This is a genomic window from Mycolicibacterium sp. SMGY-1XX, from assembly GCF_059132455.1.
In genome coordinates this window covers 6,393,653-6,417,052 of sequence record NZ_CP101139.1, presented here as the reverse complement: position 1 = coordinate 6,417,052, position 23,400 = coordinate 6,393,653, and the positions used below count along the sequence as shown (strand labels likewise).

At 67.6% G+C, this 23,400-nt stretch carries 22 protein-coding genes; 11 read left to right on the top strand and 11 right to left on the bottom strand.

Features of this window, described 5'->3' with window-relative positions:
• Positions 1-60 precede the first annotated feature (60 nt).
• Positions 61-1,764 carry a dihydroxy-acid dehydratase gene (gene ilvD, locus NL241_RS30615; RefSeq protein ID WP_487693119.1) on the bottom strand — a complete coding sequence of 568 codons (1,704 nt, stop codon included), beginning with the start codon at positions 1,762-1,764 and terminating at the stop codon, positions 61-63.
• A 79-nt stretch (positions 1,765-1,843) separates the two neighbouring features.
• Between ilvD and NL241_RS30610 the strand changes: the two genes are divergently transcribed.
• Together NL241_RS30610 and ricR are read left to right on the top strand one after the other, a co-directional pair.
• Complete coding sequence (locus tag NL241_RS30610; protein ID WP_494395928.1) at positions 1,844-2,485, top strand: DUF305 domain-containing protein; 642 nt, start codon at positions 1,844-1,846, stop codon at positions 2,483-2,485.
• The gene (ricR, locus tag NL241_RS30605; RefSeq protein ID WP_487693117.1) at positions 2,482-2,781 is read left to right on the top strand and encodes a copper-sensing transcriptional repressor RicR; all 300 of its coding nucleotides are present in this window, start codon (positions 2,482-2,484) and stop codon (positions 2,779-2,781) included. Before NL241_RS30610 ends, ricR begins: the two co-directional genes overlap by 4 nt.
• Here ricR and NL241_RS30600 read toward each other — a convergent pair.
• The gene (locus NL241_RS30600; protein ID WP_487693116.1) at positions 2,778-3,077 is read right to left on the bottom strand and encodes a thiamine-binding protein; all 300 of its coding nucleotides are present in this window, start codon (positions 3,075-3,077) and stop codon (positions 2,778-2,780) included. The two genes, ricR and NL241_RS30600, sit on opposite strands and share 4 nt — an antisense overlap.
• Before the next feature lie 26 nt (positions 3,078-3,103).
• Here NL241_RS30600 and NL241_RS30595 point away from each other — a divergent pair, with 26 nt between their 5' ends.
• Entirely contained in the window at positions 3,104-3,595 is a 492-nt protein-coding gene (locus tag NL241_RS30595) for a GNAT family N-acetyltransferase (protein ID WP_494395927.1), read from the top strand.
• A 282-nt stretch (positions 3,596-3,877) separates the two neighbouring features.
• A complete protein-coding gene (locus NL241_RS30590; RefSeq protein ID WP_487693114.1) occupies positions 3,878-4,858 on the top strand; it encodes a L,D-transpeptidase in 981 nt (326 codons plus the stop codon).
• Between the two features lie 59 nt (positions 4,859-4,917).
• Here NL241_RS30590 and NL241_RS30585 read toward each other — a convergent pair whose 3' ends face one another.
• A complete protein-coding gene (locus tag NL241_RS30585; protein ID WP_487693113.1) occupies positions 4,918-6,903 on the bottom strand; it encodes a M13 family metallopeptidase in 1,986 nt (661 codons plus the stop codon).
• A gap of 68 nt (positions 6,904-6,971) precedes the next feature.
• On the opposite strand from NL241_RS30585, the gene NL241_RS30580 reads away from it, so the two are divergent.
• A complete protein-coding gene (locus NL241_RS30580) occupies positions 6,972-7,553 on the top strand; it encodes an Rv1363c family protein (protein WP_487693112.1) in 582 nt (193 codons plus the stop codon).
• Positions 7,550-8,236: a hypothetical protein gene (locus NL241_RS30575; RefSeq protein WP_494395926.1), complete on the top strand. Its 687-nt coding sequence runs from the start codon at positions 7,550-7,552 to the stop codon at positions 8,234-8,236. The genes NL241_RS30580 and NL241_RS30575 overlap by 4 nt, the downstream gene beginning before the upstream one ends.
• Here the strand turns inward: NL241_RS30575 and NL241_RS30570 are convergent.
• The 4 genes from NL241_RS30570 to NL241_RS30555 are packed head-to-tail and all read right to left on the bottom strand — an operon-like array spanning position 8,226 to position 12,856.
• Entirely contained in the window at positions 8,226-8,630 is a 405-nt protein-coding gene (locus NL241_RS30570; protein WP_487693110.1) for a CoA-binding protein, read from the bottom strand. The two genes, NL241_RS30575 and NL241_RS30570, sit on opposite strands and share 11 nt — an antisense overlap.
• Before the next feature lie 22 nt (positions 8,631-8,652).
• A complete protein-coding gene (locus NL241_RS30565) occupies positions 8,653-9,336 on the bottom strand; it encodes an alpha/beta fold hydrolase (RefSeq protein WP_494395925.1) in 684 nt (227 codons plus the stop codon).
• Positions 9,336-9,863 (bottom strand): XRE family transcriptional regulator, encoded by a 528-nt coding sequence (locus NL241_RS30560; RefSeq protein WP_494395924.1) that lies wholly within the window; start codon positions 9,861-9,863, stop codon positions 9,336-9,338. The genes NL241_RS30565 and NL241_RS30560 overlap by 1 nt, the downstream gene beginning before the upstream one ends.
• Positions 9,860-12,856, bottom strand: coding sequence for an MMPL family transporter (locus NL241_RS30555; RefSeq protein WP_487693107.1), 2,997 nt, complete (start codon positions 12,854-12,856; stop codon positions 9,860-9,862). Before NL241_RS30555 ends, NL241_RS30560 begins: the two co-directional genes overlap by 4 nt.
• A gap of 206 nt (positions 12,857-13,062) precedes the next feature.
• Between NL241_RS30555 and NL241_RS30550 the strand changes: the two genes are divergently transcribed.
• From NL241_RS30550 to NL241_RS30535, 4 genes are all read left to right on the top strand, one after another.
• The gene (locus tag NL241_RS30550) at positions 13,063-13,545 is read left to right on the top strand and encodes a hemophore (RefSeq protein WP_487693106.1); all 483 of its coding nucleotides are present in this window, start codon (positions 13,063-13,065) and stop codon (positions 13,543-13,545) included.
• Between the two features lie 151 nt (positions 13,546-13,696).
• Positions 13,697-14,056 (top strand): heme-binding protein, encoded by a 360-nt coding sequence (locus NL241_RS30545; RefSeq protein WP_487693105.1) that lies wholly within the window; start codon positions 13,697-13,699, stop codon positions 14,054-14,056.
• 44 nt (positions 14,057-14,100) lie between these two features.
• The gene (locus NL241_RS30540; RefSeq protein ID WP_487693104.1) at positions 14,101-14,778 is read left to right on the top strand and encodes a response regulator transcription factor; all 678 of its coding nucleotides are present in this window, start codon (positions 14,101-14,103) and stop codon (positions 14,776-14,778) included.
• A gap of 2 nt (positions 14,779-14,780) precedes the next feature.
• On the top strand, positions 14,781-16,139 hold the full coding sequence (locus NL241_RS30535) for a sensor histidine kinase (RefSeq protein ID WP_487693103.1): 1,359 nt from the start codon (positions 14,781-14,783) through the stop codon (positions 16,137-16,139).
• Here the strand turns inward: NL241_RS30535 and NL241_RS30530 are convergent.
• Genes NL241_RS30530 through NL241_RS30520 form a run of 3 tightly spaced genes read right to left on the bottom strand, consistent with a single transcriptional unit; the run spans position 16,092 to position 18,812 of the window.
• A complete protein-coding gene (locus tag NL241_RS30530) occupies positions 16,092-16,484 on the bottom strand; it encodes a DUF3054 domain-containing protein (protein ID WP_487693102.1) in 393 nt (130 codons plus the stop codon). The two genes, NL241_RS30535 and NL241_RS30530, sit on opposite strands and share 48 nt — an antisense overlap.
• Complete coding sequence (locus NL241_RS30525) at positions 16,481-17,686, bottom strand: M23 family metallopeptidase (protein WP_494395923.1); 1,206 nt, start codon at positions 17,684-17,686, stop codon at positions 16,481-16,483. The genes NL241_RS30530 and NL241_RS30525 overlap by 4 nt, the downstream gene beginning before the upstream one ends.
• A gap of 19 nt (positions 17,687-17,705) precedes the next feature.
• Entirely contained in the window at positions 17,706-18,812 is a 1,107-nt protein-coding gene (locus NL241_RS30520; RefSeq protein WP_494395922.1) for a lysylphosphatidylglycerol synthase transmembrane domain-containing protein, read from the bottom strand.
• A gap of 105 nt (positions 18,813-18,917) precedes the next feature.
• Between NL241_RS30520 and NL241_RS30515 the strand changes: the two genes are divergently transcribed.
• Positions 18,918-20,054 (top strand): AI-2E family transporter, encoded by a 1,137-nt coding sequence (locus NL241_RS30515; protein WP_487693100.1) that lies wholly within the window; start codon positions 18,918-18,920, stop codon positions 20,052-20,054.
• On the opposite strand, the gene NL241_RS30510 is transcribed toward NL241_RS30515, so the two are convergent.
• A complete protein-coding gene (locus NL241_RS30510) occupies positions 20,051-23,341 on the bottom strand; it encodes an MMPL family transporter (protein ID WP_494395921.1) in 3,291 nt (1,096 codons plus the stop codon). The two genes, NL241_RS30515 and NL241_RS30510, sit on opposite strands and share 4 nt — an antisense overlap.
• Positions 23,342-23,400 lie beyond the last annotated feature (59 nt).

Here is a 23,400-nt window from a genome sequence, read left to right as displayed (position 1 = left end):
GCACGAAAAAGCCCGGCGTGTTGTGTGCAGACACGCTCGCTCGCGCTGGAGGGAGGGGGGTCAGCTGCAGACTGCGCCGACGGCAGCCGAGCCCACCAACTTGGTGTACTTGGCCAGTACGCCGGTCTTGTACACCGGCGGCAGCGGCTCGAAACCGGCCTTGCGGGACTCGAACTCGGCATCGTCGACCAGCAGGTCCAACGTTCCGTTGGCGACGTCGAGGCGGATCCTGTCACCGTCACGGACGAACGCGATCGGGCCACCGTCGACCGCCTCGGGCGCGATGTGGCCGACGCACAACCCGGTGGTGCCGCCGGAGAACCGGCCGTCGGTCATCAACAGCACGTCCTTGCCCAGACCCGCGCCTTTGATGGCGCCGGTGATGGCCAGCATCTCGCGCATACCCGGTCCGCCCTTGGGGCCTTCGTAGCGGATGACGACGACGTCGCCGTTGGTGATGGTGCCGTCCTCGAGGGCATCCAGGGCGGCGCGTTCACGCTCGAAAACCCGTGCGGTGCCCTCGAACACATCGGAGTCGAAACCGGCGGACTTGACCACGGCACCCTCGGGGGCCAATGAGCCGTGCAGGATCGTGATGCCGCCGGTGGGGTGGATGGGGTTGTTCATCGCCCGCAGCACCTTGCCGTCCGGATCCGGCGGCTCGATGTGGGCCAGGTTCTCGGCCATGGTCTTCCCGGTGACGGTCAGGCAGTCGCCGTGCAGCAGGCCGGCGTCCAGCAGCGCTCGCATGACGACGGGCACCCCGCCGATCTCGTCGACGTGTTTCATGACGTAGGCGCCGAAGGGCTTCACATCGGCCAGGTGCGGCACCTTCTTCCCGATCCGGGTGAAATCCGCCAGCGACAGCTCGACATTGGCTTCCCATGCGATGGCCAGCAGATGCAGCACGGCGTTGGTGGAGCCGCCGAACGCCATCACCACGGCGATGGCGTTCTCGAAGGCCTCCTTGGTCAGGATGTCGCGGGCGGTGATGCCCTGCCGCAGCATCTCGACCACCGCTTCGCCGGAGCGGCGGGCGTACTCGTCGCGTCGTTTGTCGATCGCGACCGGCGAAGCGCTGCCCGGCAACGACATTCCCAGCGCCTCGGCGGCCGAGGCCATGGTGTTGGCGGTGTACATACCGCCGCACGCGCCCTCGCCGGGACAGATGGCGCGTTCGATGATGTCGACGTCCTCACGCGACATCAGCCCGCGGGCACAAGCCCCGACGGCCTCGAAGGCGTCGATGATGGTGACTTCCTTCTCGGAGCCGTCGGTGAGTTTGGCGACGCCCGGCATGATCGAGCCGTTGTACAGGAAGACACTTGCCAGATTCAGGCGTGCGGCGGCCATCAGCATGCCGGGGATCGACTTGTCGCAGCCGGCCAGCAGCACCGAGCCGTCCATGCGCTCGGCCTGCATGACGGTCTCGACGCTGTCGGCGATCACCTCACGCGAGACCAGGGAGAAGTGCATGCCTTCATGGCCCATCGAGATGCCGTCGGACACCGAGATGGTGCCGAACTCCAACGGGTACCCGCCCGCTTCGTGAACGCCGCCCTTGACCGCCTGCGCCAGCCGCTGAAGCGACATGTTGCACGGGGTGATCTCGTTCCAGGACGAGCCGACGCCGATCTGCGGTTTGGCCCAGTCGTCGTCACCCATGCCGACGGCGCGCAACATTCCGCGGGCGGCGGTTTTCTCGAGGCCGTCGGTGACGTCGCGGCTGCGGGGCTTGATGTCGATCTCGGAGTCTGAGGGCATGGGTGCCAGTATGCCGTTCACCCGCGGCCGCACACAGCGGTTTTGAATACCCCTTGGGGGTATCAGGTACGGTGGCGGTATGACCCCTCGGAACTTCACCCGCATCGCCGCGGCCCTGGCGGCCCTGGCCACCGCACTGTTCGTCTCCGCGTGTAGCAGCTCCCAGCCTGCCACTGATGAGCACGCCGGCCACACCCAGTCCGAGACCGAACAGGCCCCGGTGATCAGCGGCGAGCCGGCCGGCTTCAACGACGCCGATGTCAGCTTCGCCACCAACATGGTGCCCCATCACGAGCAGGCCATCGAACTCTCCGCTCTGGTGCCGGACCGGTCCACCAACCCCGAAGTGCTGGCACTGGCCAGTGAGATCCAGGCCGCGCAGGAACCGGAGATCGCCACCATGAAGGCGTTCCTGGTGCAGTGGAACGAGAACCCCGAGGCCGCAGGCGGGCACGAGGGGCACGACATGTCGTCCATGGAGGGCATGGAGGGCATGGTCGACCCGGCCACGATGTCGCGGCTCGAGTCGCTGCAAGGGGCAGAATTCGACACACTGTGGCTGGAGTCGATGATCGCCCATCACGAAGGTGCCATCGGGATGGCCGAGACCGAACTCGCCGACGGTGAGAACGTCGACGCCAAGGGTCTGGCGCAGCAGATCATCGACGGACAGCAGGCCGAAATCGATCGGATGAAGACAATGCTCGGAGGTGGTCAGTGACGGGAGAACCGGCGCCGCACGGCTATTCGCCCAACAAGGACAACTACGCCAAACGGCTGCGCCGCATCGAAGGACAGGTGCGCGGTATCGCCAAGATGATCGACGAGGACAAGTACTGCATCGACGTCCTCACCCAGATCAGCGCGGTCAACAGCGCCCTGCAGTCAGTGGCGCTGGGACTGCTGGACGAGCACCTCGGCCACTGCGTGTCCCACGCGGTGGCCGAAGGCGGCGACGAGGCGGACAAGAAGCTCGCCGAGGCCTCGGCGGCCATTGCCCGCCTGGTGCGCAGTTAGGCCTCCAGATGCTGTTCCAGGCGCTCCACTTTCGCGGTCAGCTGCCCGGTGAAGCCGGGCCGGATATCGGCTTTGAGCACCAAGCTGACCCGCGGTGAGACGGCCGCGACGGCATCGACGGCTTGTTTCACGACGGCCATGACCTCGTCCCACTCGCCCTCGATGTTGGTGAACATCGCGTTGGTCTCGTTGGGCAGACCCGAGGCCCGCACGATGCGGACCGCTTCGGCGACGGCTGCGCTGACTCCACCGGACTCGTCGCCGCCGCTGGGACTGATGCTGAACGCAATGAGCATTTGCCCAGCCTGACACACTTGCGGCCGTGACCGACGTCGTCCTGGTGCCCGCCACCGTCGAACTGCTGCACGCCCTGCGCACCGACCGCGCGGCGTTCGGGACCATCATCGGCAGCCCGGTGCCCGACGGGTGGCCGGAGTTTCCCGAGTCCATCGAATTCACCATCGCCAAACTGCGGGAGAAGCCCACTGAACACCAGTGGTGGATGCACTTCTTCCTGAGCGACGGCACCCTCGTCGGCTCAGGCGGTTTCGTGGGGCCGCCCGCCGAGGGTGTCGTCGAGTTCGGCTATGAGATCGCACCCGAATTCCGCGGCCGCGGCTTGGGCACCGCCGCCGCGCAGGCCATGCTCGAGAAGGCGAAAGCCGCAGGGGTGAGCATGGTGATCGCACACACCCTGGCCCAGGAGAACCCGTCGAACGCTCTGCTGCGCCGCCTCGGCTTCCGCTTCGCAGGCGAGGTGAGCGACCCGGAGGAAGGCACCGTGTGGCGCTGGGAACTGACTACCGCTTGCTGACCCCCGCCGGGCGATCTGCCGGGGCTTGCGAGTAGGAAGGTGGCCGACCCCTCCGGAATCGGCCGAATTCGCTGTTCGCGCGCCTCGTCTCGGCCCCATCGACGTTGCTGGCAACACCGGTTGAATTCCACCGGAGTAACGCTCGACACCGTAGCGACGATCATCCTCACAGTTCACCGTGGTGACCAGGTGCTTGTACGGCCTCGCCGGCAGCAATATCGCTCGGTAGCTGACCTACTGGCTGTGCCAGACTGGTCGTCGAGAGAGCGGAGGGAACGGGATATGCGTCGGAGAATGATCGCCGTGATCGGCGCGGTCGGAGCGGCCGCGTCACTGGTGTTGTCAGCGGCGCCGGCAGTCGCCGAACCGGTGCCTGCGCCGGTCCCGGCTCCGCCAGCACCGCCCGCACCCCCGGCCAACCCGTTCGGGTTCCCGCCGCCCCCACCGAACCTGCTCAACCCTGCCGCGCCGGCCGCCGATCCGCTGGCCGTGCCGGGGCAGACCGGCACCACCACCGGTACCGCGGCAGGCCAGAATCCACTGCCGTTCACCGGCGAGCCGCCCTTCCGGCCGCCGACGTTCAACCCGGTGAACGGCTCGATGGTCGGCGTCGCCAAGCCGATCATCATCAACTTCGCGGTCCCGATCGCCAACCGGCAGATGGCCGAGGACGCGATCCACATCTCGTCCAACCCACCGGTGCCGGGCCGCTTCTACTGGATGAGCGACTCGCAGGTGCGCTGGCGTCCGCAGGATTTCTGGCCGAAGGGCACCGTCGTCAACATCGACGCCGCGGGCACCAAGTCCAGCTTCCGCGTCGGCGAATCCCTGGTCGCCACCGTCGACAACGACACCAAGATGATGGAGATCATGCGTGACGGGGAGTTGGTGAACACCTTCCCCGTGTCGCTGGGCAAGCCCGGCTACGAGACCAAGAACGGCACCTATTACGTGCTGGAGAAGTTCGCCGACATCGTGATGGACTCGTCGACCTACGGCGTGCCGGTCACTGATGACGAGGGCTACAAACTCGACGTCGAGGATGCCGTGCGCATCGACAACAGCGGCATCTTCGTTCACAGCGCGCCGTGGTCGGAGGCCGATCAGGGTGTGCGCAACGTCAGTCACGGCTGCATCAACCTCAGCGCCGAGAACGCGCAGTGGTTCTACGACAACTTCGGCAGCGGCGACCCGATCGTGATCAAGAACTCCACCGGGCTCTATGACCAGAACGACGGGGCCCAGGACTGGCAGCTGTTCTGATCTGCTGAGCACACGAAAACGGCCGCCCCCGAAGACGGGGGCGGCCGTTTCCGTCGGGCCTAGCTCCAGATGCGGACGCGGTGCTCCGGCTCGAGGAACAGCTCGTCGCTGGGGGTGACTTCGAAGGCGTCGTAGAACGCGTCCATGTTGCGGATCACGCCGTTGCAGCGAAACTCCGGTGGTGAATGCGGGTCCACCGCCAGGCGCCGGATTGCTTCGGCCTCACGGGATTTGGTGCGCCACACCTGGGCCCAGCCGTAGAACACCCGCTGCACACCGGTCAGGCCGTCGATCACCGGCGCCTCTTTCCCGTCCAGCGAGATCTGATACGCCAGCAGCGCGATGGACAGGCCACCGAGGTCGCCGATGTTCTCACCGACGGTGAACGCTCCGTTGACGTGGTGACCGGAATCGAGGCCCCGCGGGGTGAACTGCTCGTACTGCTCGATCAGCGCCTTGGTGCGGGCACCGAACTCGGTGCGGTCGGCGTCGGTCCACCAGTCCACCAGATTGCCGTCACCGTCGTACTTGGCGCCCTGGTCGTCGAACCCGTGCCCGATCTCGTGGCCGATCACCGCGCCGATACCGCCGTAATTGGCGGCGTCGTCGGCCTCGGCGTCGAAGAAGGGCGGCTGCAGAATGCCTGCGGGGAAGACGATCTCGTTCATTCCCGGGTTGTAGTAGGCGTTGACGGTCTGCGGCGTCATGAACCACTCGTCGCGGTCTACCGGCCCACCGAGCTTGGCCAACTCCCGGTCATAACCCACTTCGTAGCCGCGGCGGTAGTTGCCGTACAGATCGTCACGCTCGATCACCAGCGCCGAGTAGTCGCGCCAGTTCTTCGGGTAGCCGATCTTGGGGGTGAACTTGTCGAGTTTGGCCAGCGCCTTCTGCCGCGTCTCCGGTGTCATCCACTCCAACTGCGAGATGCTGACCCGGTAGGCCTCGCGCAGGTTGTCCACCAGCACGTCCATTCGCGCCTTGGATTCCGGCGGAAAGTGCTTCTCCACGTAGAGCTTTCCCACCACGTCACCGAGCAGGCTCTCCACCAGCGACACTCCGCGCTTCCATCGGTCGCGGATGGCCTCGGTGCCGCTCAACGTGCGGCCGTAGAACGAGAAATCCTCGGCGACAAGGGCATCGGTGAGCATCGCGGCGCGGGAATGGATCAGCCGCCACCGCGCCCACAGCTTCCAGTCCTCCAACGGCTCCGATGACCACAACGCGGCGAACGACGTCAGGTAATCCGGCTGCCGCACCACCAGTTCGGCCACTTTCTCGGGCGTGGTGCCCAGCGCGCCCACCCAGCCGGCCCAGTCGAATCCCGGTGCCTCGGTGAGCAGATCGGCGAACGAGCGCAGGTTGTAGGTGAGGTCGGCGTCCCGGCGTTTCACCACATCCCAGTGCGCGGCGGCCAGTTTGGTCTCCAACGCGACGATCTTGGCGGCGGTGGCCGCGTAATCCACGGCGTTGCCGTCGAACACGATCGCGAACATGGCCGCGATGTGCTCGGGGTAGGCGGCCAGGATCTGTGCGTGCTGTTCCTCGCGGTAGTACGACTCGTCGGGCAACCCGATCCCGGACTGGGTGAGGTGCACCAGATACCGCGTGGAGTCCTTGGAGTCGGTGTCGATGTAGAGACCCGCACCACCACCGACACCGGTGCGCTGCAGCCCGCCCAGCACTGCGGCCAACGCTTGCGCGCTGCCGGCCTCGTCGATCAGCGCCAACTCGTCGAGCAGCGGTTGTACACCGCGCCGCTCGACGGCCTCCTCGTCGAGGAAGCTGGCGTAGAGGTCGCCGATGCGCTGCTGATCGGTGCCTTTGTCGGCGTGAGCGCCGGCGGCTTCGGTGATCAGGTCACGCACCTGTTCTTCGGCGCGGTCGAACAGCGACCGGAACGCACCGTCGGTGGCCCGGTCGGCGGGAATTTCGTAGTCGGTGAGCCAGCGGCCGTTGACGTGTCCGAACAGATCGTCTTGGGGCCGGGCGGAGGAATCAACGTGGCTCAGGTCGATGCCCGAACGAATAGCTTCTACCGTCACCCCGCCAGTCTTCCAGACACCGAGCGGGTGCTCAGTTCCGGCGAAAGCGAACAGGTAGCCTCACCGCCATGCCCGACGACGATGACGAGCAGGAATCCCGCCGGTCGGGTTACGGCATCGGCTCGGCGGTGCTGGGTCTGCTGTGCGTGGGTGCCCTGGTCCTGATCGCGATCATCTGGTCCGGGCACCGCGACGCGACCGAGGAGCTTCGGCACCGGGCGCAGGCCATGCAGGCTGCCGCTGACTGGACCGGCGTGCTGATCAACATGAATGCCGGCAACGTCGACTCCAGTCTGCAGACCCTGCACGAGGGCACCGTCGGGCAGCTCAACGCCGATTTCGACGCGGCGGTGGCCCCCTACCGAGATGTGGTGCAAGCCCTGCAGTCGAGCACCACCGGCAGCATCGAAGCCGTCGCCGTCGAATCGGCGCACAACGATCTGGACCGCGAGCCCGGCAGCGCCCCGCCGCCCGAAGACCCGTCACTGTCACCCGGGATGGCTGCGCGCACCGACACCGTGCTGGTGATCGCCACCTCCCTCAGCGAGAACTCCGGCGGTGAACCGCAGACCGTGCGCTGGAATCTGCGGCTCGACGTCTCCGAGGTCGACGGCCGGCTGATGATCTCGCGGCTGGAGTCCATGCGATGAGAAACGTGTGGCGGGTGCTGGCTTTCGACGTGCTCGCACCGCTCGCGGCTATTGGCGGGCTGCTGCTGATCGGCGTGTTCCTGGCCTGGCCGCTGTGGTGGGTGGCCGCGTGTTCGATGCTGTGCCTGTTGATCGCGCAGTCCATGGCGGTCAACTACTACCTGCTGCGCCGAGACCGCGTCACCTTCGGTACCGACGACGACGGGCCGGTGCTGCGGTTGGCGATCGTCGCGTTGACCACCGCGGCGCTGGCGGCGGCCACGATTGTCGGCTACACCCACTGGACCGTGCCCGATGACGCACTCACCGAGGATTCCGCCGAGGTGGTCCGGTTGGCGACGGCGGTGTCGGAGGCGACGGCGACGTTCTCACCGCAGGACCCGACGTCTTCGATCGACCGTGCCGCGGAGTTGATGGCCCCCGAGCAGGCCGAAGCGTTCAAGGCCAACTTCGGCGAGTCCACCGCGGACCTGGCGCGCCGCAACGTCTCGGCGCAGGCGCAGACCATCTCGGCCGGTGTCGAAGCCATCGGACCCGCAGCCGCCAGTGTGGTGGTGGTGATGCGCGGCACCCAGAACGTGCCAGGTCAACAGCCCAGCCGCGCCGTGCTGTCGCTGCGGGTGGCGTTCACCAAACAGGACGACCGCTGGCTGGTGGTCGACGTGGCGCCGGTCAACCCCTGATCAGCAGGTCGTGGTCGACCTTCAGACAACGGTCCATCACCACCTGCAGGCCGGCGGCGGCCGCATCGCGCCCCACCTGCTCGTGGAACAGGCCCTGCTGCAACCACAGGGTCTTGGGCAGGGTGGGCAGCGCCAGCACCTCGGCGAGCACCGACGGTAGTTCCTCATACCGGCGGAAGACGTCCACCATGTCGGGCACCACGGGCAGGTCGGCCAGGCTGGGGTACACCTTGTCGCCGTCGATCTCGGTGATCGTCGGGTTAACCGGGTACAGCTCGTAGTCGGTGTTGGTCCGCAGATACCGGTACACCCCGTAACTGGGCCGCATCGGGTTGGCCGAGGCGCCCACCACGGCCACCGTTCGGGTCTGCCGCAAGATCTGTTCGAGTTCCATCGTGGACTCCTCTACCCCTCTCTCAGCTGCCGTACGACAGCAGTTTCTGCGCGAGTTCGTCGGGCCGGCTCAGCGCGTTCAGATGCCCGCCGGGCACCACCTCGACCTCCAATCCCAGCCGTTCGCGGACCACGCGGCGCTGGAACTCCAGGGGGAACAGCCGGTCATCGGCACCCTGGATGACGGTCGTCGGGATGTCCGGCCAGGCCGTCAGCGGCCACGGCTGGGCGAACGGGGTGTCCGACTGCGGAGGTTCCGGCTGGGCGAGCGCGGCCGCGCGCACGTCATCGGGTACGTCATGGAAGAAATCCTCGACAGGATCGAAGTCGCTGCGGCCCAACCCAATTCGTTGCAGGTGTGCCGCGCGGGCGGCCGGCTGGCCGGTGGCCTCCCACCATTGGCCCGGTGCCTCGCCCGGTGCGGGCACCATCGGGTTCACCAGCACGATCCGCCGCGCCGCCACCCGCGTGGCGACCAGCGGCGCGGTGAACGACCCCATCGACTGGGCCACGATGATCAGGGCAGTGGCGACGTCAGCGAGCGCGGCCACCGCGACATCGGTGTACTCGGCCAGACCGGCGGAGTCGTCGGCAGCGGGCAACTCGATGGCCACGACGTCATGACCGGCGGCCTCCAGAAGAGGAACGACCCGCTGCCAATACCACCAGGCGGCGCCTCCGGCGCCGGGCAGCAGGGCATAGGTCATTACTTGTGTGGACGGTGAGCGTGCATCTTGGCGAACCGGTCGGAGAGCCTGCGCATCCGGATCATCAGTGACGCCGGCGGGCTGGCCTCGCCGTTGAGGTACACCACCAGATCGGCGGCGGGCACCCCGATCCGGGACGCGAACTCCGGCTCCGACAGACCCGAGCGGTGCAGCAGCAGACGCACGTGCCGGGTCACCTCAGCGCGTTCGTTGGCTTCCAGGTGCTGACGGCTGCGCACCAGCACCTCCGACAGCGCCTTCGAGATGCCGTGCGGTTCGGCGTTCTCCAGCACTTCTTCGACCTGGCGTGCGGTGCGGCCGAACGGGTCACGTTTGATGGCCACCACGATCCGCTGCCAGACGGTGATGTCGCCGGTTTCCAGGGCGGTACGGATGGCGGCGGTGGACCAGAACTCGACGGGCTGATCGGTGCGGGCACCGTTCTTGTGTGGAGGGGTCTCCTGCGGGCGCGTCCCCCGTGCGCCCGGTTGGAAGCCGGGTCGGCGAGCATCAGCGGCCAACGTCACCTCGCCTCCTCCAGCATCGCCACGGCCACGGCCAGACAACGCTGCCTGACCTTTTCCCAGTCTGCCTCAGCGGCGGGGCCGCCGGTGTCCTCCGCCGCGTCGAACGGCCGCGGGTCGGAAAGCCGGCGGACCAACTGGGTGGCAACCCATTGTCCGTCGGATGGTTGACCAGAGTAGTACCTGTCGATGCTCGCCAGCACGAACGCCGCCGTCTGCGGCTCCATGGCGTCCACCAGTTCGGCGAACTCGGCGAAGTCGCGGCGGTTGTTGCGGCACATGATCAGGTAGCCCTTGAGTCGCAGCGTCTCGGCGCCCGTCGGGATCCGCAACCGGTCCCCGGTGGGCAGCTGCACGTTGGTGGTCTCCATCGGGCACTGCCTGCGCAGCGCGTGCCGGAAGTCACCCTCCGGGTCGTTCTGCACGCTCAACGCGTCCAGCGCCACCGACAGCCGTCCGCGCCACATCGTCACCGGGTGTACGGGACGTTGCACCCGCACGGTGGCCTGCGCGTTGGAACCGGTTGCGCCGCTGCCGTTCTCGGTGCGCACGGCGGCGCGGTTGCGGCGCAGGGGCAGGCCCAGCCGGGCTTGCCGGGCGCTCACCGCGCGGGCGTCGTCGCTGCCCTTGACCTTGTCCTTGAACGCGGTGGTCAATGCGCTCAGCCCCGCGCAGCCGCTGAAGGCCAGCGGGTCGGCGACGGTGATGGCGTCGGGTGCCAGGTTCTGGAGCTTGGCCGCCGACTTGACCACCATCCGCATGTCGGCGCCCGGGGCGACCAGCGCCGAGATGTCGTCGGGGATGATCACCAGGTCACCCAGGTCGACCTTCGGCAGCGGCTTCTCGAAGTCGACCGACGGCAGCACCCGGCCCAATCCCTTGGGCAGCCACCAGTTCCACTGGTCGAACATCGCCATCAGCGCGGGCACCAGCACCAGCCGCACCACGGTGGCGTCGACGGCGATCGCCACCGCACACGCCACCCCGAGCTGCGCCACCAGCGGCATGCCCGCGAATGCGAAACCGATGAACACGGCGATCATGATCAGTGCCGCGCTGGTGATGGTGCGCGCGCTGGTGGACACGCCGTAGGCCACGGCGTCACGGGTGTCGCCGGATTGCAGGAACCGCTCCCGGATCCGCGTCAGCAGGAAGATCTCGTAGTCCATCGACAAGCCGAAGGTCAGCGCCAGCACCAGCGGCGGAATGGTGCTGTCGATCGAACCCATGGGCTCGAAACCGAGATCCTGCAGCCAACCCCACTGGAAGATCATCACCAGGCTGCCGTAGGCGGCGGCGACCGACAGAACGGTCATGACCACGCCTTTGAGCGCCAGGAACACCGACCGGATGGCGGCGAGCAGCATCACGAACGCGATGAGGGCCACGAAGACGAAGACCCACGGCTCCATGTGGGCGACGCGGTCGTCGAAGTCCTTGATCAGAGCGGTCGGCCCGCCGACGTCGATGGTCGCCGACTCGGCGCCGGGCACCTCCGGTAACCGGTCGCGGAGGAAGTCGACGGTGCTGCGCGCGGCGTCGTCCTCGGGGTCCACCGCGAGCACCGCGGACAGCAGGGCGCTGCGGTTGTCGTCGGAGAACACCGCCGGGGTCACCGACGCGACGTTGACCGCGCGGCCGATCTCGGCGGAGACGGCGTCCACCACGGCGGTGTTCTGCGGTGAGGAGGCATTTCCGTCGGGGAAGGTGACCAGCACCCGCACCGGTCCCAGCGCGCCGGGCCCCAATGCTTCGGCTGCGGCGGCCATGCCGCCCCGGATCTCATGGCTGGAATCGAACTGGCGCAACATGCTGTTGCCCAGCGACATCGACAGCACCGGCGCCGCGAGAACCAGCAGGAACGCCGTCGCGCACACGGCCGACAGCCACGGCCGGCGCATCACCCCGCCGATCCAGCGGGTCCAGAACCGGGACTGCGTGGTTTCGGCTCGGCGCCCCCAGTGCAGCAGCCGCGACCGCTTGGCCGCGGCGCGGCCGAATGTCGTCAGCACGGCCGGGATCAGCGTCGCCGACGTCAGCACCGCCACCGCGACGGCGAGGATGGCGCCGGTGGCCATGGAGTTCAGCACCGGGGTGTCGATCAGGTAGATGCCCGTGACCGACGCGATGACGGTGGCACCCGAGAGCACCACCGCCAGCCCCGACGTGGCCATGGCCGCGTCGGTGGCCTGCTGGACATCCCGCCCCGCCCGCAGTTCTTCGCGGAACCGCATCAGGATGAACAGTGAGTAGTCGATGGCCAGGGCGATGCCGAGCATCGTGACGGTCGACGTGACGAACACCGACATCGTGGTGACCGTCGAGAGCGCGAAGACCAGCCCCATCGTCACCACCACGGTGCACAGCCCGATCAGCAGGGGGATCGCCGCCGCGGCCAGCGACCCGAAAACCGCCAGCAGCACCATCAGGACGATCGGCAGGTTCCACTTCTCGGCTTCGGCGATGTCGTGCTTGGTGGCTTCCGAGGCGGCGGCGCCCAGGGCGCCCTGTCCGATGACATACAGCCGCACCTTGCCCTCGGCGGTCTCGCCCGGCTCCTCGCCGTTGATGCCGACCTTCGCGCGCAGTTGTTTGGCGGTGTCGACGGCGCCGGAGTTGTCGAATCCGAGTTTCAGCGACACCACATAGGGGCGATCAGGCTGTGGGGCAGGCTGCGCGGGGTTGGGCACGACGGTGACGGTGGGCACCTCGGCGGCAATGCGTTCCAGTTCCGCGACGGCAGCATTCATGTCGTTGTAGCTGGCGTCGGCGCGCGGGGCGGCCACCAGAGCCAGGGGCGAGGCGCCCTCGTCGGGGAAATGGTCCTCGACCTGGTACTGCACGTGTAGGGACTGCGACTGTTCGACTTCGAAGCCGCCACCGGTCAGGTTGCTCGACTGACTGAGGATCAGCCAGACGGCCGGCACCAGAGCCAGCAACCATGCCGTGAAGACGAGCCAGCGAACCCTGCGTAGCAGGCTGCTCAGCCGCATCATGAAGTGCTGGATGTCGATCTCCCCGCATTCTCCCCGAATGACGTGTCGCGAGCGTACCGCAGCAGCCTGGTAATCGGGTCTCGGCGAGATCTCGATGAGCGGGCTCGGATTGGCACGCTTGTGGCCGCGGATGGCACTATCTCCAGTGGCCGTGGACCAGGTCGGGGGTCCTGCAACACGAGTACAAACCCGAAGGAGCGCGCCGCATGGCCTTCCGAATCACCGCCGGTGCCGCATCGATCGCCGTGGCGGGCGCAGCCTGCGCCGCACTGCTGAGCGCGCCGGCCGCCGGGGCCGCCCCGGACCCCTGCGCCGCCAGCTCCATCGCCAGGACCGTCGGGTCCGTCGGGACCAACACGGGCATCTATCTCGAGGCGCATCCGGAGACCAATGACGTGCTGACCATGCTCGCCGCGCAGCCGGCCGGTCCGCAGTCGATCGCGGCGCTGAAGCTCTACTTCGACCGCGACCCGCAGGCCGCCAAGGATCTCCAGGCCATCCAGCAGCCGCTGACCTCGCTGACCACCAAGTGCAAGCTGCCGATCTCGCTGCCGCAGGTGCTCGGCCTGATGCAGTCCGCCCAGCAAAGCGGTGCGCCTGCTGCGGCGGCCGACGCCGGGACGTCCCCGGCCTCGCCGGTGGGCGCGGCTGTCCCGGCCTCGACGGGCGTACTCAGCGGCCTGCCGTGACGGTGCGGGCGACCTGTCGTTTCGCCGCCCGGCCGCGATAGTCTGCCCACAACCCAGGAAACTGGCCCGGGAATCTGATTAGCTTTGCGGGTCGGAATCACTTCGGGTGGATCTGACATGGCGTTCCACTACCTCTTGAAGGAGCCGATCAATGTTGCTCACAGCCCGTCGCGCGGTTGCCGGCGCCATAGGAGCCGGCGCGATGCTGCTCGCAGCGGCACCGTTGGCCAGTGCTGAGCCGCCGCCGAACTGCACCGCCGCCGACCTGTCCGGCGTCGCGTCCGGTGTGTCGGCGTCCACATCGGCATACCTGTTCACCCACCCCGAGGTGAACAACTTCTTCACCAGCCTCCACGGCCTCCCGCACGAGGAGATCCGGCCCAAGGTCGACGAGTACTTCGCCGCGAATCCGCAGATCGCCGCCGAGCTGAACGGGATTCGCAAGCCGTTGCAGGACATCCGGATCCGCTGTGGTGACACCGACGGGGACGGCGACGTCGACATCCTGTAGTGCCGCCTGGAACTGATTCGCCCGCCCGGGGGACGGCGGGCCACATGGTGCTCATGGTCGACGACGACCCGGATGTGCGCACCTCGGTAGCCCGGGGTCTGCGCCATTCGGGGTTCGACGTCAGGGTGGCGGCCAACGGCAAGGAAGCGCTTCGGCTGCTCTCCAACGAATCCCACGACGCCCTGGTGCTCGACGTCCAGATGCCCGAACTCGACGGGGTGGCGGTGGTGACCGCGCTGCGCGCGCTGGGGAACGACATCCCGATCTGTGTGCTGTCGGCGCGCGACACGGTCAACGACCGGATCGCCGGGCTGGAAGCCGGCGCTGACGACTACCTGACCAAACCGTTTGATCTCGGTGAGTTGGTGGCGCGGCTGCATGCGCTGCTGCGCCGCCGCGCGCATTCCGAGGAACCGTCGGATGCCATGACGGTGGGCCCGCTGACCATCGACACGGCCCGCCGGCTGGTCTTCGTGGCCGGCGAGCGGGTGGACCTGACCAAGCGGGAGTTCGACCTGCTGGCCGTGCTCGCCGAGAACGCCGGTGTGGTGCTCAGCCGGCAACGCCTCCTCGAGCTGGTGTGGGGTTACGACTTCGACGTCGACACCAACGTCGCCGACGTGTTCATCAGTTACCTGCGGCGGAAGCTGGAACGCGACGGGGTGCCACGGGTCATCCACACCGTGCGCGGGATCGGCTACGTGCTGCGGGACGACTCTTGAGTGTGACGTCCGAAGCAGAGGCGCCAGAGTCGTTGTGGCAGCGCTTCACTCACCGGGTTTCGCTGCGTACCCGGGTGGCGCTGGCCGCCGGCATCGCGTCGGCGGCGGTGGTCGCCGTCCTGGCGGTGCTGACGTCGGTGGTGCTGGCCAACAACGACCAGGCTCAGCTGGATCGCCGGCTCGACTCGATCGTCGATGCCAGCATGTACCCCGACCAGGTGCAGGATCCGCGTCGCGGCGTCCTGACCACCGGGCGCGCCCGGGCGGGGGGCGACGTGGTGTTCCAGCGGGGCTTTCAGCTGCCCGCTCTTCCCGAAGGCACCGAGACCGTGACGGTCAACGGGGTGGACTACCGCGTGCGCACCGTGCCGTTGAAACAGCAGGGTGTCGACGTGCTCATGTCGATCGGCATCCGGGCCGACAGCATCCTGCTGTCCAGTCAGCGCATCCCGATCTACGTCTTCGTCGGCGTGGTGGCGGTGCTGTTCGCCGGCATCCTGGGCTGGTTCCTGGCCGGCGCGGCCACCCGGCCGCTGCGCAAACTCACCGAACAGACCCGGCGCCTCGGTGAGGGCGGTGTCGAACAGATCACCCCGGTGCACGGCGTCAAGGAAGCCGAGGATCTTTCTGAGGCGATGGTCGGGATGTTGAAACGGCTGGCCGCCGCACAGCTGTCGACCACCAATTCGTTGCAGGCCGCCCAGGACTTCGCCGCCAACGCGGCCCACGAGCTGCGGACGCCGTTGACGGCCATGCGCGCCGACCTGGACACCCTGCGCATCCACGATCTGCCGGCCGACGAGCGCGCCGAGGTGGTGGCCGACCTGTCCCGGGCCCAGCGGCGTGTGGAGGCCACCATCACCGCGCTCGGCCAGCTGGCCTCCGGTCAGTTGGCCCAAGCCGAGGACCGAGAAGTCGTCGACGTCGACGAGCTACTGGACCGGGTGGCCCGGGAGAACAGCCGTTCGGCGGTGACGGCCGAGATCAGCGTCGAATGTGAGGGTGCCGGAACCATTCTCGGCTGGCCCACCGGCCTGCGGCTGGCCGTGGACAACCTGGTGCGCAATGCCGTCACCCACGGCCACGCCACCCGTATCGTGCTCTCGGCGCACCGGCAGGGTGAACAGATGGTGATCGTCGTCGACGACAACGGCCGTGGACTGCCGGTCGAAGAGCACACCGCGGTACTGCAGCGATTCTCGCGCGGGAGCACCGCCGAGACCGGCGGCTCCGGGCTGGGACTGGCCTTGGTGGAACAGCAGGCCCTGCTGCACGGCGGACGGATCGAGCTGTCCGACGGCCCGCTCGGTGGTCTACGCGCGACGCTGACCGTCGCGGTGGCGCCTGCTCCCCCCGAATGAGGACCCCACCGCTGCCCGCCACCCCAGCAGAAGCGCCGCGGTGAACGACGACGCCACCACGATGAACGGTGCGGCAACCGGACGCGAGGTCAGCGCACGCAACAGCATTCCCCCCACCACGGTGGACAGCCACACCACCAGGCCGGTGGGTGTCAGTGCTGTGGGACGGCGCCAGCCGCGGCTGAGCAGCCAGCCTGCCGCGGTGCCCGTCAAGAACGGCCATGCGGTTTCGGCGACCCCGGTGACGGTCACCCCTTCGGCGTGACTGCGGCGGCCGATGGCGCAGAAGGTGAGGACCGCCGCGGTGTCGGCGGCCAAGGCGGTGGATGTCTTTTCAAGAGTCATTGTCCGACAGAGTAATTCATCACGTCGAGGTTCAGGGGGCTGACCTCTGACTCCTCGCGGGCGGCGAATCCCGGCTCCAGCGGTGCCGGCTTCCCGGCGAGCAACGCGTCCAGGCCGGCCGGGGAAGCCAGCCGCTGATTCAGGCTGAAGGTCTTGATGACGAAGGGTAAACCGTTGGCCATCAATGGATCCGGGCCGTCCATCACGTGGAAGTGCAGGTGCGGTGCGTCGCTGTTGCCACTGTTTCCGAGCTCGGCGAAAGGTTGTCCGGTACTGAGCTCGTCGCCGGGTTTGACCGTGATGGTGCCGGGCTGTAGATGCGCGTAGAAGGCGTAGTTGCCGTCGCCGAGGTCCTGCACCACGTGATTGCCCCCGTACTCGTCCAGCGGCAGCCCGGTCGGGGCCTTCGTCGGTGTCTGCTCGGGCAGGCCGTCGCGCACCGCCACCACTTTCCCGTCGCCGGCCGCGTGGATCTGCGCCCCGAAATACGGGTAACTCTCGGTCTTGGTCGCCGCCCCGGAGAACACCCGGAAGTCGTTGCCGAGCTGCACGTAGTCGATGGCGAATCGTTCTGCGGCGTAGAGCTTTCCGTTGATCGGGTTGAGTGCCATCCGGTGGGCTGACATACCGCAGCATCCGTCGCCGTTGAGCCAGTTCGGCCCGTCGAGGGGAGGGGCGACCGACACCGGCTTGCGGCTGGACACCGCCACCGGGGCGACGGGCTGGGTGAGGGTGGCGGGCACCAGCCCGGGGACGGGTTTGGCGACGGTCAAGTCAGCCGAATGGGTCAGTTCGGTGGGTGGTTCGGCGCCGGAATCGATCGCGACGTCCATCCACACGGTCACCGACTGCCCGGCCTCCACTTTGTTGGTGGGCGTGGTCGCGCCCCCGAAAGCCCTGGTCCAGAACTTCAGGTTGTCGCCGCGCAGCGTGGCCAGCGTCTCGTCGCCGGAGCGCGCCGACAACGAGGTGATGGTGACGGGGCTGGGCAGGGTGTTGGTCAGGGTCAGCTCGTAGGCCAGGTGGACGCGGCCGTCGGTGGCGGGTACCGGGACGGGGTCGGCCACGGCCGAGCCGATCAGCGGGGTGACCATCGGCGCCGGGGCCGTGCTGGTTGCCGGCGGTGGCGCCGGATCCGACGAGCACCCGGCTGCCAGCAGTGCCGTTGCCAGCACCGTGATCGAGAGCCCGCGTATCGACATGCGCCGATCAAACCACGTGTCAGCGGTCCTGGTTCGGGTTCTGTTCGTCCGCTGTCGGCGCCCCGGCGGAGGGTTCGGGGACGTCCGGGTCGATCTGGCTCTCGGTGCGGAACATGAAGAAGAACATCACCCAGCCGATGGCGGCGATGAAGATCCAGCTCACCAGCCGGTAGATCAGCATCGCCGAGATGGCGGCGGGCAGGGTCATACCGCTGGACACCAGGCCGGGCACCAGCACGGCTTCCACCACCAGCAGCCCGCCCGGCATCAGCGGGATGGAGCCGACGGCGCGGGCGGCGGCATAGGCGACGGTCAGGCCGGCCAGCGACGGGTGGCCGCCGGCGGCGTAGGCGGCGAATGCCAGGCAGGCGACGTCGGCCACCCAGTTGAACAGTGACCAGCTGAACGCTGTGCCCAGCGTGCGCCGGCTCATGCTCACCGATTCCAGCTGCTGCAGGATCTCGCGCCACTTCGCCACCCCGGAATCGGCCGGCTTGTTGCGCAGCTGGTTGAACCAGGACAGCACCCGTACGGCGATGCTGTCGAGCAGTTCGGGTCGCGAGATCACCGCCTGGGCGAGCAGCAGCAGCAGGACGAAGCCGCCGAGGGTGAACAGCAGTGAGAAGGGGTTGTTCTTGGCGCCGAGCAGAAACGCCCCACCCAGGCCCAGCAGCGCCAGCCCCACCACTTGCAAGGCACCCGACATGACCAGCTGCCACGACGCGACCACCGGGGAGGCACCCCACATCCGCTGCTGGCGGTAGATGAAGGTCGCCGACAACACCGGCCCGCCGGGCAACGTCGTAGACAGGGAGTTACCCGCGTAGAACGCGGCTTCGGAACGCCATTGCCGCACGCCCACGCCGGCCGACTTCAGCAGCGTGCGCTGGATCTGGGCGAAGCTGTGCATCGACAACATGGCCGCCGCGACGGCCGCCAACACCCACCACCAGTTGGCATCGAGGAGACTGTGCCACGCTTTGGCCAGCTGATCCCACACCAGCGCGGCCTCGACGGCGAGCACGAGGACCACCACGGTCAGCACGGCCCAGCGGACCCACCAGTACTTGCTGCGGGTCCCCTCCTGCTGTCGGGTGGCCGGGCCGGCCTGCGCGTCGGAGGACATCGCCCTTCAGAGTAACGGCGCAAGGTGGTCGCTCCCTGCCGTTCCCGCACGGCGTGCCCGGGAATGTCGCGGTTTGGAACCGGCCGCGGCGGATACAGTGACCGGATGCTGCCACCTGCGGCCGAGGACGCATCGGTCACTCCTCTGGTCCGCAAATCCGCCGCCTGGGCCTGGCGGTTGCTGGTGCTGCTCGCGGCGGTGGTCGCCCTGCTGTGGGTGGCCGAGAAGCTTCTCGTGATCGTGGTGCCGGTGGCGCTGGCGACGATGCTGACGGCGTTGCTGCTGCCGGTGGTCGACTGGCTGGATCGCCGCGGCGCTCCGCGCGGGGGAGCGGTGGCCCTGGTGATCCTGGGCAGCTTCGCGATCCTCGGCGGCCTGCTGACCTTTGTCGTGAGCCAGTTCGTCTCCGGCCTACCGCAGCTCGTCAGCGAGGTCACCCGAAGCATCGACAGCATGCGGGAGTGGCTGGTCGAAGGGCCCCCGCACCTGAGTCGCGAACAGATCGACAACGCCGGTAACTCCGCCATCGAGGCGATACGCAACAACCAGGAGAAGGTCACCAGCGGTGCACTCTCGACTGCGGCGACCGTCACCGAGATCGTCACCGGCGCCCTGTTGGTCTTCTTCACGCTGATCTTCTTGCTGCACGGCGGCCGCAACATCTGGGCGTTTGTGGCCAGGCTCTTCCCCCGCGATGTCCGCCACCGGGTCAGCGACGCCGGACGGGCCGGGTTCCACTCTCTGATCGGCTACATCCGGGCCACCTTCCTGGTGGCGCTGGTGGATGCGATCGGTATCGGCACCGGTCTGGCCATCATGGGCATCCCGCTGGCGCTGCCGTTGGCGTCGCTGGTGTTCCTCGGCGCCTTCATCCCGCTGGTGGGCGCGGTGATCACCGGCTTCCTGGCCGTCATCGTCGCTCTACTGGCCAAGGGATTCGTCTACGCGCTGATCACACTGGGCCTCATCATCGCCGTGCAGCAGCTCGAGGCGCATGTGCTGCAACCGCTGGTGATGGGCCGCGCGGTGTCCATCCATCCGCTGGCCGTGGTGCTCGGCATCGCGGGCGGTGGCGTGATGGCGGGCATCGTCGGCGCCCTGCTGGCGGTACCGCTCATCGCGTTCCTCAACAGCGCCATCCGGGTTCTGGTGGCCGAGGATCCGGACGCCGTGAAAGCCAGGATGAAAGACGACGACGGACCCATTGTCGACGCCGAACCCGACGAAGTGCCCGAGGCCTAGAGCTTCCGGCCTTCCCGGCGCAGCAGATCCTGCGCGCTCACTCCACCGCCGCGCCGCTGACGTGTCTTCTCGTCCGCCTCACCGCGGGCGTTCAGTTTCTCGGTAGCGGCCTCGGCCTCACCGCTGCGCGGCTTCGACACCGGAATCGCGCGGGTGGCGGTGTCGTCCTCGGCTTCCGGTTCAGGGGTCTGCGCGGGTGGGTTGGTGGGAATCGGCGCGGGCGGGGTGGTGGGAATGGCGGTCGTGGCGTCGCTGTCACCCGAACCCATGGTGCGGGTGGGTTCCGCCGACGGCGGCTGCACGGGCGGCTGCTGACCGGACGCGCCCGGCTTGCCCCGCAGTTCACCCAGCCAGGACTCGATTTCGCGCTCACCGGTCCCACCCTGCGGGGGGCGCGGCGGTCGACCGGCAGTGCCGGAGACCGCATTGCGCACGGCGCTGCGGGCCGAGGCGAAACGTGTGGTCGGCGCTTCGTCGTTGCCCAGGCGTGTGTCAGCGGGACCCGGGGGAGGGGAGGGGATCCGCGTCGTGGCGGCCGACGACTCGGGTCGTCCCGCCGGTACCCGCATGGGCCCCGGCCGGGCGGCAGGATGCGTCGGATCGTGCGGCGGGCGCGCCCGCGTGGGGGCGGCCGCACCCGCACCGACCAGTTCACGATCGTCGGTTTCCGGGGTGACGTGGCGCTTGCGTTCGTCGGGCAGGTGGGTCTCACCGAGACCGGCCTTGACCTGGATGCGCTTCATCCAGCGCGGCGCCCACCAGCAGTCGTCACCGAGCATCTTCATGATGGCCGGCACCAGGAACATACGAATGACGGTGGCGTCCAACAGAAGTGCGATCAACAAGCCGAACGCCAGGTACTTCATCATCACCAGATCGGAGAAGACGAACGCCCCGGCGACCACCGCCAGCACCAATGCGGCGCCGGTGATCAACCGGCCGGTGGTCGCGGTGCCGATCCGGATGGCCTCGGCGGTCGACATTCCGCGTTCGCGGGCCTCCACCATGCGGGACACCAGGAACACCTCGTAGTCCGTGGACAGACCCCAGATGACGGCGATGATCAGACCGATCATGGGTGCCATCAACGGCTGGGGGGTGTAGTTCATCAGCCCGGACCCGTGGCCCTCGACGAACATCCACGTCAGGATGCCCATCGTCGATCCCAGTGTCAGCGCGCTCATCAGGGCGGCCTTGATGGGCAGCACCACCGACCCGAACGCCAGGAACATCAGGATGGTCGTCGTGACGATCAGCACCACCACCATCAGCGGCAGTTTGTCGAACAGGCTCTGGATACTGTCCTGTTCCAGCGCGGGGGTGCCACCCACCGACACCGTGACCCCGGGGGTCGGTGACAGGGCGCGCAGCTCTTCGAGTTTCTGCGCCGCGTCGTTGCGGTTCTCCAAGCCGTTCTGGATCACCCGGATCGAGGGATCCTTCGAGGCGCCGTCCAGGTAGGAGCGCTCCTGCCACATCGTCTCCGGATCGTTGTTCGGATCGATGAAGCCGGGGACCTCCATGGCCTTGCTGCGCACCGCGGCAATCTGGTCGTCGGTGACGGGTTTGCCGTCGGTGCTCTCGATGACCATGGTCAGGGGTTCGGTGCGGAAGCCGGGGAAGGTGCGGTCGAACTCTTCCTGGGCGGTGCGCACCGAGTTGTCCGGCGGCAGGTACTTCTCACTGATACCGCCGAGTGCGAGCTGTCCCAGCGGGATGATCAGGACGACCATCACGATGATGATCGGGATGGCGAAGACGGCGGGTCGCTTCATCACGCGGTTGACCAGCTTGCCCCAGAAGCCCTTCTCGACCTCCTGGCGCGTCTTGGTCTTCTGGGTCTTCTCGGCCAGCCAGAGCAGCCACCATTCAAACGGCTTGCGGAACCCGGGGACGTACCGCGCCAGCGACAGCAACGCGACGGCGCCGAAGACGAACACGGCGATACCGACCAGGATCCAGACGATGATCGAACTCGCGGTGCCCGAGCGGTACAGCTCGTAGAGGCCGTAACCGACCCAGGCGGCCATGGTCACGTAGCCCAGGATCAGCCCATAGAGCGCGAACTGGGCGCCCTTGTCCTGGGTGCGGCGGATCTGGTGGCGGGCCAGGTGGCCGGCGGCGATGCCGACGGGTGGGAGCAACAGACCCAGCGGAAGGGCAGCCAGCGCGAACGGGTTGGTACGGGTGGCCGCCGGATCGGAGTAGATGGTGTCGGGGGCGGTGAAGCGCAGCAGGGTCTTCACGCCCAGCGCGTCGACCCGTGGGCCCAGGATGGCCAGGGCCGCGGCCAGCACGGTGATCGACAGGATGGCCGCCAGCATCACCGAGGCGATGATCGCGTAGGTGATCGACTTCAGGAAGCCCTGCGGGAACAGCAGCAGGGGCACCGAGGACGCGACGATGATCACCGCGGAGAACACCACGGTGCGACCCGAGGTCATCATCGTTCTCCGGATGGCCACCTCGGTGTCGTAACCCTCGGCTATCTCCTCGCGGAACCGGCTCACGATGAACAGGCCGTAGTCGATCGCGATACCGAGGCCGATCAGGGTCACCACGGGTTGAGCGAAGAAGTGCACCGGGATGAACTCGGCGGCCAGACGCATGATGCCCAGCGCACCCAGAATGGTCAGGCCGCCGATGAAGGCCGGCAGCGCCGCGGCGACGACGGTGCCGAACACGAAGAACAGCACCACCGAGACCAGCGGAATGGCGGCCACCTCGGCGCGCTTCTGGTCCTCGCCGATGGTGCCGGTGAGTTCATTGGCCAGCGGTTGCAGGCCGGCGTACTTGACGTCGATACCCTCGTCGCGCAACTTCATCAGGTCGGGTTCGACCAACTTGTAGTTGTTCAGGATGGTGTCGTCGTCGTCGCCCTTGAGCTGGATCGACATGAACGCGTGCTGCTTGTCCGCATCGGACATGTTCTCGAGCAGCTCGGGACTCTTGAAGTAACCGATGGAACGGAGGATCTCGTCGGGGTGGTCCTGCTCGAGCTGGTCGAGGCTGTCGACGATCTTCTTCTGGAACGCCGGATCTTCGACCGTCTTGCCTTCAGGCGCGGCGTAGATACCGATGATGTGCGACGACGTGTCACGGCCGTATGCCTCGTCGGCCACCACCGACGCATGGACAGACTCGCTGCCCTCGTCGTAGAAACCGCTCTGCGTGACGTGCTGGCCCAGGCTGAAGCCGTAGATGCCGCTGCCGACGCACAGTGCGACCATGACACCGATTACCAAGTATCGGAAGCGGTACACCGTCCGACCCCACCAGGCGAACACGTAAGCTCCTAACCCTCACAAAATCTTGGTGCGCTGCCGCTAGGCGCGCGTTTGGCTCT